7 protein-coding genes and 1 pseudogene are annotated in these 7,808 nt (G+C 71.2%); 5 read left to right on the forward strand and 3 right to left on the reverse strand.

Annotation, left to right across the window (positions count from 1 at the left end):
* The 3 genes and pseudogenes from WH85_RS45310 to WH85_RS45320 all read right to left on the reverse strand — a co-directional run.
* Positions 1–201, reverse strand: a pseudogene (locus WH85_RS45310) (serine/threonine protein kinase); the annotation flags it as partial.
* A 228-nt stretch (positions 202–429) separates the two neighbouring features.
* Positions 430–660, reverse strand: a complete 231-nt coding sequence (locus tag WH85_RS45315) for a helix-turn-helix domain-containing protein (RefSeq protein ID WP_045748420.1) — start codon at positions 658–660, stop codon at positions 430–432.
* On the reverse strand, positions 657–1,442 hold the full coding sequence (locus tag WH85_RS45320) for a histidine kinase (RefSeq protein WP_052721307.1): 786 nt from the start codon (positions 1,440–1,442) through the stop codon (positions 657–659). The genes WH85_RS45315 and WH85_RS45320 overlap by 4 nt, the downstream gene beginning before the upstream one ends.
* A gap of 130 nt (positions 1,443–1,572) precedes the next feature.
* On the opposite strand from WH85_RS45320, the gene WH85_RS45325 reads away from it, so the two are divergent.
* From WH85_RS45325 to WH85_RS45345, 5 genes are all read left to right on the forward strand, one after another.
* On the forward strand, positions 1,573–2,538 hold the full coding sequence (locus tag WH85_RS45325) for an SDR family NAD(P)-dependent oxidoreductase (RefSeq protein WP_045748421.1): 966 nt from the start codon (positions 1,573–1,575) through the stop codon (positions 2,536–2,538).
* Positions 2,535–3,107: a TetR/AcrR family transcriptional regulator gene (locus WH85_RS51975; protein WP_052721309.1), complete on the forward strand. Its 573-nt coding sequence runs from the start codon at positions 2,535–2,537 to the stop codon at positions 3,105–3,107. Before WH85_RS45325 ends, WH85_RS51975 begins: the two co-directional genes overlap by 4 nt.
* On the forward strand, positions 3,104–4,357 hold the full coding sequence (locus WH85_RS45335) for an aminopeptidase P family protein (protein WP_045748422.1): 1,254 nt from the start codon (positions 3,104–3,106) through the stop codon (positions 4,355–4,357). The genes WH85_RS51975 and WH85_RS45335 overlap by 4 nt, the downstream gene beginning before the upstream one ends.
* 73 nt (positions 4,358–4,430) lie before the next feature.
* Positions 4,431–7,448, forward strand: a complete 3,018-nt coding sequence (locus tag WH85_RS45340; protein WP_083449765.1) for an NACHT domain-containing protein — start codon at positions 4,431–4,433, stop codon at positions 7,446–7,448.
* 114 nt (positions 7,449–7,562) lie between these two features.
* Positions 7,563–7,808, forward strand: a 246-nt coding sequence (locus WH85_RS45345) for a hypothetical protein (RefSeq protein ID WP_157411641.1), incomplete at its 3' end; no start/stop codon positions are given.

Genomic DNA, 7,808 nt, shown 5'->3' on the forward strand with positions numbered 1-7,808 from the left:
GGCCCGCGTCACCTCACTGCGGAACCGGCCCCGGAACTCGCTGTCGTGCGAGAACTCCGGCCGCACCATCTTGATCGCCACCGGCCGGCCGTCCGGGCCCCGTCCGAGGTAGACCGTGCCCATGCCGCCCTCGCCCAGGCGGCCCACCAGCTCGTACCGCCCGAGCCACGCCTGGTCGCCGGGTCGCAGCGGCTCGCTCATGTCGACATCTCTCCCCACGCGCCGCCGTCCAGGGCCACGAGTCCGGAAGTCTACTCAAACCGATCTCGTGCGCGTCGATGCCGCCACGCGCTTTCCCGTCAGCGCGGTCAGGCCGTTCCGCACACCCTCTCACCGGGGTACGCCTCCGTGACGGTCCCGCCCGCACGGTCGTCCGCGCGTCGACCCGGTCGCCGTGCTTGTCGCGTACCCCCGCAGGAGGGTGTGGGGTCAGGAGCCGAGCATGCCGAGGGCCTGCGCGCGCAGCGCCGCCTGGGTGCGGTCCCGGACGCCGAGTTTGCCGAGCACGCTGGTGACGTGGTTCTTGACGGTGCCCTCGGCGAGGAAGAGCTTGCGGGCGATCTCCCGGTTGGTGTGTCCGAGAGCGACCAGCCGCACGATCTCCAGTTCCCGGGCGGAGAGCGGCTGCCGGTGGTCGTCGGGGAAGGGGAGAGTGGTCATCGGGTACCTCCGTCGCTGCTTCGGTCGCCGGTCCTCAACCGGGCACCTCGATCCGCGGGGTCGAACCGCCGGCGAGCGTGGGTCTCCAGGTCGTCCGGCGGTGGTTCCGGCGGTTCGCCGAGTGAGCGGCTCACCTCCCGCAGTGCCTCCTCGGTCTGTTCCTGGGCCTTGACCAGCATCTGTTCGGCCCGGTCCGGCTGCGGGACGAGCAATGCCCGGGCGGCCCGGATCTGCACCTGGACGACGGTCAGTGCGTGCCCGAGTCCGTCGTGGACGTCGCGGGCGACCCGGTAGCGGTCCTGGACGGTGGCGAGGTGTTCGACCTGGATCGCGTACTCGCGGAGGCGGCCGTGCGCGGCGGCCAGCTCGGCGCGGGCCTGCTGTTCGCGGGTCACCGCGGTGGTCAGTGCGACGGCGAGGATCGCGGCGGTGAACAGTCCGAGGTCGAGGATCGGGAGCAGCAGCACGGCGGGGACGATCGCGCGCAACGGCAGCAGCAGGACGGCCTGGGCGGCGATCACGACGACGATGAGCATCGGGGTGGCGCCGGCGACACCCGCGGAGGTGAGCAGCACGGCGCCGCCGAGCCCGGCCAGCAGGGTGAGGTATCCGGCCGAGAGCACGCGGCTGGCACGGCGCCGTACCGCACTGAAACCCCAGGTGGCGGTGAGTAGGAACGCGGAGGCGGGCGCCAGCGTCAGCTCCGAGCGCCGGCCGGTGGCCACGTCGGTCAGCAGCGTCAGATACGCCGCGACGGTTAGTGCGAAAATGGCCGGTCTCATCGAGAAATATCTAACTATCGGTACGCGCTATGCGCAACCGTTTCGTCACTCCCCGTCGCCACCTTCTCGAAGGTTGACGCTGTCAACCTGGGCGAGTAGGTTGACAGCGTCAACCTCAGAGGAGTCATGGATGGCTACGGTTCTGATCACCGGCGGACACTCGGGCATCGGCCTCGCCGCGGCCCGCGTGCTCGCCGCGGAAAACCACGACCTCGTGCTGGCGGGGCGCAGCCCGGACCGGATGCGGGCGGTCGCCGACGAACTGCGCGCCGCGCACGGCGTGCGGGTGACGACATCGGCCCTGGACACGTCGTCGCTCACCTCGGTCCGGGCGGCCGCCGAACGGGTGCGCCGGATGCTCGCCGACGGGGAGATCGCCGCGCTCGACGCGATCGCCTGCAACGCCGGCGGCCGGTTCGACGGCCCGGTGACCTACAGCCCCGAGGGGTACGAGACGACGTTCGCGACCAACTGCCTCGGGCACTTCCTGCTCGTGGAACTCCTGCTGCCGCACCTGCCGGACGACGGGCGGGTGGTGTACACCTCCAGCAGCACCCACGACCCGGACTCGATGGACGGGCGGATGGTCGGGGCCGTCGTCGAGCCGGACGCCACCGCGCTCGCCACCACAGGTAAGGACGGCGCAAAGGCGCTGTCCGCGGGGAAACGGTACTCGACCTCGAAACTGTGCACCGTGATGTACGCCTACGAGCTGGACCGCCGGCTCCGCAAGGCCGGCAGCTCGATCGCGTCGATCGCCTTCGACCCGGGTTCCATCCCCGACACCGGTTTCCTGCGCGGCATGCCGAAACCGGTCCAGTGGGTCTCCACGACCGCCGCCATGAAATGGGTGACCAAGCGCATCGGCGCGATCACCTCCACCGTCGAGTTCTCCGGTGCCTCCCTGGCCGCGCTCATCGTGAGCCCGGAGCATGCCGACGGAGCCGGTAAGTACTTCCAGGCCAACGACGGAACCCTGGCGGCGGTCCGGTCGGCCCGGCTCTCCTACGACGAGCAGCGCGCGAGAAAATTGTGGGACGACAGCAGGCGGCTCGCCGGCCTGACCGCCGCGGAAGAACCGGAGCTACTGCGATGAGCACCGCCGAACGACTCGTCACGGCCGCCGCCACCCTGCTCGACGACGGCGGCGAGGCCGCGGTCACCCTGCGCGCCGTCGGCGCCGCGATCGGGGTGTCGCACAACGCGCCGTACAAACATTTCGTCAACCGTGACGACCTGCTCGCGGCCGTCGCCGCCGCCGACTTCCGGGCCCTGGCCGCCACGTGGCAGCAGATCCGGTCATCCGGCCAGGAACCGAACCAGCGGCTGCTCGCCGCGCTGGACGCCGTGATCGACTTCAGCCGGAGTCATCCCGCCCGATACCAGCTGCTGTTCAACAGCCCCGGGATCGCCGCCCGGGGCGGCCCGCTGACGGTCGCCGCGGACGAGGCCCTCGCCGTCTTCGCCACCATCGTCGAGGACAGCCAGGCGGCAGGGGCGCTGCCCGACGTGCCGAGCGACAACCTCGCCATCCTCATCTTCGCCACCGCACACGGCCTGATCAACGCCGATGCCAGCGGCCGGCTACGCGAGCGCACCGGCTGGGCGACGACCGGCACCGGCCTGCAGATCCTGGTCCGGCTCCTGGCGGGCAGCCGATCATGACGCCGGTCTTCTCCCTCGCCGAACGTGACCGCCGATGGGACCTGGCCCGGACCTTCATGGCCCGCGAAGGCCTCGACGCCCTGCTCGTCTTCGGCGAACACGAAGACGCCGGGCCCGCGCCCGTCGCCTACGACACCTGGTTCACCAACGGCCGGCCCGGCGCCACGGTCGTCGTCACCGCTGAGGGCGCACCCGTCTCCCTGCTGCCCGGCCCGATGTACATCATGGATCACCTGGAGTCCTCGCGCCGCGGCGAAACCATGTGGATCCCCCCGGAGAACCTGCGCCCCGCCCGCAGCTCCCGCACCATCGTCGAGGCGCTGCACGCCTCCGGCCTGGACGCGGCGACCATCGGCGTCGTCGGCCTGGGATCCCACATGCCCTGGCACCCGGAGGGCATCATCCCGTACGGGCTGTGGAACGCGGTCCTGACCGCCCTGCCCCGAGCCGACTTCCGTCCCGTGGACCTCGCCTTCGGCCAGCTCATCCTCCCGCTCGGGGCCGAGGAGATCGCCGTGCTGCGCCGGTCGGCGGCGATCGGCGATGCCATGGTCGAGGCCATGGTGGCGACCGCGGCACCCGGCGTACCGGAGAGCCACGTGTACGCGGCGGGCATGGCCGCCGGCTACCGCCAGGGCACCCTGCCCGCGGCCATGCACCTGTGGTCGGGTCCCGACGTGATCGCCGCCGGGCCACCGGCCTGGGGCCAGCGCCCCCAGGAACCCCGCACCCTCGCCGACGGCGACGTCATCTACGCCGAGGTGTTCGCCAACTTCGGCGGACGCCACACCCAGAACCAGGTCACCATCGCCGTCGGCGACGTCCACGAGGACTTCCACCGGGCGGCGCTGGTCGCCCGGGCCGCGTACGACGCCGGCCTGGCAGCGCTGCGCCCCGGCCGGACCTTCGGCGACCTCGTCGACGCGATGCACGAGCCGATCGATGCCGCCGACGGCTGGCCGTTCCTGATCGCCGTCCACTCGCTCAACCCCGGCTTGTCCGTGGGCAAGGGCCGCGGGTTGTTCAGCCGCATCCCGGGCACCGAGGGCTACCCGCGGATTGCCGACCACCCGGCCTTCCTGCCGGAGATGGAACTGGTGCCGGGGATGAGCTTCGCGTTCGAGCCGAATTACGCGTACGGCCGGCACCTGGCCCACCTCGGCGGCACCGTGGTCGTCGGGGAGGACACGCCGATCGAGCTCAACGCGTACACGGCACAGCTGCTGCACGCGCGCGGCGACGCGGCCTGACCGGTCCGTCCGTCCTGATCGAACCAGCCGGTCGTGCTACCTGCGTGGCGCGACCGGCTGCCATCATGGCTCGATGAGCGACGATCGTCGATCAACTCCGGGACTGCGGTCGGCGGTCGCCGTCGTGACGCTCAGCGTCGGCCTGAACGCCTTCACCAACATCTTCACCGGCGCGCTCCCGGAGAACTGGGAGTGGACGAAGGACTGGAAACTCACCGGCACGGCGGTGGCGATCGGCGCCGCCCTGTCGGTGCTCCCCGCACTGGCCGGGCGGGCCGAGTGGCAACGGTTCCGCACCGCGCTGCGCGGGCGGCTGGACTTCCGGTACGCCGGGGCCTATCGCCGCTGGGCCGCGGATTCCCGTGGCGTGGTGGATGCCACCGGTCAGATCACGGTGATCCCGTTCAGCCCGGAGCTCGACGATGTCTTCGTCCATGTCGAGCTGGTCCCTCAGGCGCCCGGGCAGGTGCCGGCCGGACTGGTCGGCGGTGGCCCGTCCCCGGGAACCCGGCGCCGGGTGTCGGAGTTCCTGCAAGGGCCGCCCCGGGTGCTGGTCGTGCTCGGCGCTCCGGGCAGCGGCAAGACCACCATGCTGAGCCACGTCGTCCGGGACATCGTGTCGAACCACCGCGCCCGGGCACGTTCCCTTCCGGTGCTGCTCCCGCTGAACGACCGGGCCGCGGCGATCCTCGCCGATGCCGGCGGCGGCCTGCCCGCGCTGATCGGGGGTTTCGCCCGTGGCCTGCCGGTCGCCGAGCCGGACGGCTGGTGGGAGCGGAAACTGCGAGCCGGGAGGTGCGTGGTGATCTTCGACGGGCTGGACGAGGTGCCCGGCGCCGACGAGCGCCGGTCCGTGGTGCGTTGGATCAACGAGCAGATCGCCCTGTTCCCGAAGAACGACTACATCGTCTCGTCGCGCCCGCACGGTTACGGCGGCTCGTTCGTCACCGCGACGTCCACGCTCAAGGTTCTCCCGTTCAACCGGGAGCAGGTGGTGGAGTTCCTGTACAAGTGGTACCAGGCGGTTGACCGGGAGGAGCGGGGCGGTCCGGTGTCGCCCGGCGCCGCCGCGGCCGCCGACCATCTGCTGCGCCAGCTCGAGACGATTCACGGACTCTACGACCTCACCGAGAACCCTCTGCTGCTCACCATGATCGCGACCGTCCACAAGTTCGGGGCGAGCCTGCCGACGAACCGGGCCCGCCTCTACCGCGAGGTGTGCGAGGTGATGCTGGACCGTCGAGGCCGGGAACAGGGCCGTTCCGCCGGCCTGCCCACCGGGCACCGGCTTGCGTTGCTGAGCCGGCTCGCCTTCACCTGGATGTGCGACGGCGTCCGGGACCTCGACCGCCGGATGTTGAACACCGTCCTGCGGCCCTGGCTGGCCGATATCGACCCCTCGGTCAGCGCCGAACAGTTCCTTGCCGATGTCGAACGGGACGGCCTGCTGGTCAGCCCGGACAAGCGGACCGTCGGCTTCACCCACCAGACCTTCCAGGAATACCTGGCGGCCCGGCACATCGAGGACGCCGGGCGACCCGACGTACTCGTCGAGTCGGTCGACAAGACCTGGTGGCGCGAGGTCACTCTGCTCTACGCGGCGGAGAACGACGCCTCGCCGATCGTGCGCGGCGCCCTGGACGCGGACACCGAGAACGCCCTCGCGCTGGCCTTCGACATCGCCGCGACCACCGGCCGGCTCCCGGACGACCTGCGGGACCGGCTCGACGCCGTGCTGGCCCGCGGCCTGGAACCCGGCGCGGAGAAGTCGGACCGCCTGATCACGGTCGAGGTGCTCGTCAAACGCCTGCTGAGCCGGGTGAAGATCACCGACCGCGGCGCCCGGGTCTGCCTGCGGCCGGTGACCGCCGACCTGTACCGGTTGTACTGCCTGGACGTCGGTGCGGCGCCCGCCGAGGGGCCGGAGCGGGACCGGGTCGCCCGCGGGATCTGGCGTGCCGACGCCGAGCGGTTCCTTACCTGGCTCAACGATCTGTTGAAGGGCCGGCACCCCCGGCTCCGCCTGCCGGCCCCGGACGAACTGGACCTGATCGAACCGACCGCCCCCACCTGGGCCGCGGTCGGGGCCGGGGCCGCCCTCCGCTGGCCGGCCACCGATCGCAGCGGGGTGACCGGGGCGGACCTGTCCCGTGAGCTTGCGGCGGACCTGAACGGTTCCGCTGTTCTCGCCGCGGCGCTGGCGGAGCTGGCCCGGCGCGCCATTCGGGAGATCGACCTGGTGGCGAGCCGGATGATGAGCGCCGCCGCCGGAGTGGGTCAGGCGGAGACCTGGTATCTGGCCGCCCGGAACGACACAGGCCAGGACGCGGAACAGGGTATGCGTGATCATCACGCCCGTATGTTCACCAGGGCGAACAATGTGCGGGACCAGAGCCGGATCCTCCGTGACGCGTTGGTCTCCCTGGAACGGACGTTGCTCCGACTGCCGAGAGCAGAGACGGTGGCCGTAACCGGACGAGCCTGCCTTGACCATGCCGAGCGGGCGCTCGAGCAGGCGTCGAACCATCAGGTTCCCGGAGTGGACCTGGACTTCCGCAATGTCAGGAAGACCATCGGCAAGCTCGCCGCCCGGTTCGACGAACGCGACGTCCCGGTGACCCGGCCGCATCACCCGCACCCGCTCGACGGGATGTTGGCGCCGGTGGACTTCGACGTGGCCCGGTTGCGGTTTCCCGCGACCGGGACGATGCTGCCCGCCGAGACCGTCGCGAAGTCCCTGCTGCCCAAGCGATACCGTCCGAAGGGCGCGATCATCCGGGTGGACCTGGCGTCCGTCGCGGCCAAGGTCCGTCACCTGGCGCGCGGGGATGCGGCCGACCCGGGATTCCGTGCGGCGCTCGCCCACCTGGTGACGGTCGCCGAACCGATCGTCACCCGTCGGCAGCCGATCACGCCCGGTTCCGCGGCTCTCGTCCGGGCCGCCGCTTTCGTGCTGGCGCGGCATGCCGCGCGGGGCAAGGACACCGCCCTGGCCGGGGACCTGGTCGAGCTGGCTGCCGCGATGTCGCTGCTGGAACAGCGGCGCCGGTCGCCGGAAGTACTGGAGACGCTGATCCTGGCGTACGGCTAGTGCGGTGTCCGCGAACGTTCACCGGGTCGATCGGGTGCCGGGTTGTTTGATGTCACCATGGGCCTGCGATTGCTTCGCGCCTAGAGTCTCGTGGATACTGGTCTCATGCCTAGGATGCGGGTGGATGTCGGGCCGGTGGTGCATCGCACCGCCCGGATCGGTCTGCGGGTGACGTGTGCTCAGCGGCAGCGGTGTTTCGGGTTGTTGCGGTCGGCCGGTGACGTGTGGGCGTGTGTTCTGGAGGTCAACGCCTGGCGTCTCCGTCGCGGCGATGCGCCGGTGGCGGGCTACCAGCAGTTGTGCCGGTTGTTGGCCGCCTCGGGTCCGGGGACGTTCGGCGAGCTGGACTCGACCGGTGCC

Source organism: Actinoplanes rectilineatus (genome assembly GCF_000962825.1).
Lineage (GTDB): Bacteria > Actinomycetota > Actinomycetes > Mycobacteriales > Micromonosporaceae > Actinoplanes > Actinoplanes rectilineatus.